Source organism: Methylobacterium sp. WL103, assembly GCF_008039885.1.
GTDB classification, from domain to species: domain Bacteria; phylum Pseudomonadota; class Alphaproteobacteria; order Rhizobiales; family Beijerinckiaceae; genus Methylobacterium; species Methylobacterium cerastii.
The window spans coordinates 1-1,849 of sequence record NZ_VRUX01000730.1; the positions used below are offsets into that span (position 1 = coordinate 1).

Sequence of the window (1,849 nt, forward strand, 5' to 3'; positions counted from 1 at the left end):
GCGCGCCGTCCGCCATCGCGCGGGCGACGGCCTCGCTGACCGCCCCATGCGCCTCGATGAGTTCGGCGGGCACCCCGATCGCCTCGGATTTCGCCTCGTTCGAGTAGGTGACGAAGCCGCGCTCGACCACCGCCGACGAGCCGGGCACCGCGGTCAGCAGGCCGGCGACGAGGCCTCCGGTGCAGGATTCCGCCGTCGCGATTCGGGTGCCGGCCTTGGCGTAGGCCGCGACCAGAGCCTTGGCGCGGGCCAGCAGGGCGTCGTCGAACATCGCTCAGGTCTCCTCGCCGTCCGGCATCGAATCGGGATCGCGGGCGGCGTGGCGGATCGCGATGACGACGATGGTATCGCCCGAGACTTCGTAGAAGACGCCGTACGGATACGGGTTGGCTGCGATCCGCCGCGGCTCGGACAGGCGCGTGCCGCGGCCAGACTCGGGATGGAGCAGCAAAAGGTCCAACGTGGCGTGCACGGGCCTGGACCCGATCGGCGCCATGCGGCGAGCGCGCGCGAACGTAGCTCAGGGTGTCATCGAGTTCCGTGAGGGCCGCAGGCGTGAAGCGAAGCTTCACAAGCCGTGCTTCGCCCAGACCGCCCGCACCGCGTCGTCGGTGGCGAACTCGCCGCGGGCGGCCTGCGCGCGGGAGATCGCGAACGACGCTTCGTCCTCGGCGGTCAGGGCGGCCGGCCGTCGCGCCTCCTCGGCGATCCTCAGGACCATGCGGGCGATGTCGTCCTGCCGGTCGGGGGCCAAGCCCCGGGCCGCGGCGACCGCCTGTTCGAGAAGATCCGTCATTTCCGCATCCTGCACCGGATCATCGGGATGAGGAAGTCCGGCGGTGACGGCCCGAGGCCGTCAGCCCTGGCGCATGGCCGTCTCGGCCTGGGCGTCGACGGGGTCGGCCTTCGCGTCCTCCGGCAGCCGCACCGTGGCGGCGGCCTGGGCGGCGAGGCCTTCCGCGCGGCCGACGAAGCCGAGCTTCTCCGTCGTCGTCGCCTTGATCGACACCGCGGTGAGCGGCACGGCGCAGATCTCGGCGATGCGCGCGCGGATCGCCTCGCGGTGGGCGCCGATGCGGGGGGCTTCCGCCAGCACCGTGATGTCGAGGTGGTCGATGCGGCCGCCGCGCGCGCGCACCAGCGTGCAGGCGTGGGCGAGGAACCTGTCCGAGGATGCACCGCGCCACTGCTCGTCGGAGGGCGGGAAATGCGTGCCGATGTCGCCGTCGGCGATGGCGCCGAGCAGGGCATCGGTCAGCGCGTGCAGGGCGACGTCGCCGTCGGAATGGGCGAGCACGCCGCGGTCGGCCGGGATCTTCACGCCGCCGAGCCAGACGTGGTCGCCCTCGGTGAAGGCGTGCACGTCGAAGCCGGTGCCGAGGCGGGTCACGTAAGCGGTCATGGCAATGTCCTTGGCGGTCTCCGCGCCCGAGCTTGTGGGGGACGGGCCGGCGAAAGCCCGGTCGGCCTCGATCAGGTCGGCGGGTTGGGTGATCTTGCGGTTGCGCAGGTCGCCGGCGAACACCACGACAGCGTGCCCGGCCCATTCGGCCAGCGCCCCGTCGTCGGTGAAGGCGTGGAGGCCTTCCTCGGCCGCGGCCCGGTGCGCAGCGCGCAGCAGGCCGAAGGCGAAGGCCTGCGGCGTCTGCACCGCGCGCAGATTCTCGCGGGCCGGGGTCTCGCGCACGCGCCCGATGCCGTCCCGGTCCTCGACGAGCTTGATCGTGTCGGCGACCGCCACGCCCGGAACCGCGGCGCCGTGGTCGCGGCCGGCGGCGACCGCGCGCGCGATCAGCTCGGAATCGACGAAAGGCCGGGCCGCGTCGTGGACGAGGACGACGTCCGGGGC

Annotated in this window: 4 protein-coding genes; all 4 read right to left on the minus strand. The window is 73.1% G+C overall.

The features are described 5' to 3' along the window. A partial coding sequence (locus FV222_RS24760) for a nicotinamide-nucleotide amidohydrolase family protein (RefSeq protein WP_147815886.1) occupies positions 1 to 271 on the minus strand: 271 nt, incomplete at its 3' end. A 3-nt stretch (positions 272 to 274) separates the two neighbouring features. Continuing rightward, positions 275 to 472 (minus strand): type II toxin-antitoxin system RelE/ParE family toxin, encoded by a 198-nt coding sequence (locus FV222_RS31535; protein ID WP_246685647.1) that lies wholly within the window; start codon positions 470 to 472, stop codon positions 275 to 277. Between the two features lie 96 nt (positions 473 to 568). Continuing rightward, entirely contained in the window at positions 569 to 796 is a 228-nt protein-coding gene (locus tag FV222_RS24770) for a hypothetical protein (protein WP_147762806.1), read from the minus strand. A 60-nt stretch (positions 797 to 856) separates the two neighbouring features. Beyond that, positions 857 to 1,849, minus strand: a 993-nt coding sequence (gene ispF / locus FV222_RS24775; RefSeq protein WP_147815887.1) for a 2-C-methyl-D-erythritol 2,4-cyclodiphosphate synthase, incomplete at its 5' end; no start/stop codon positions are given.

Bases quoted from the DNA above. Each gene is read 5' to 3' on its own strand.
- FV222_RS24770 (WP_147762806.1), bottom strand. From the start codon at position 796: ATGACGGATCTTCTCGAACAGGCGGTCGCCGCGGCCCGGGGCTTGGCC.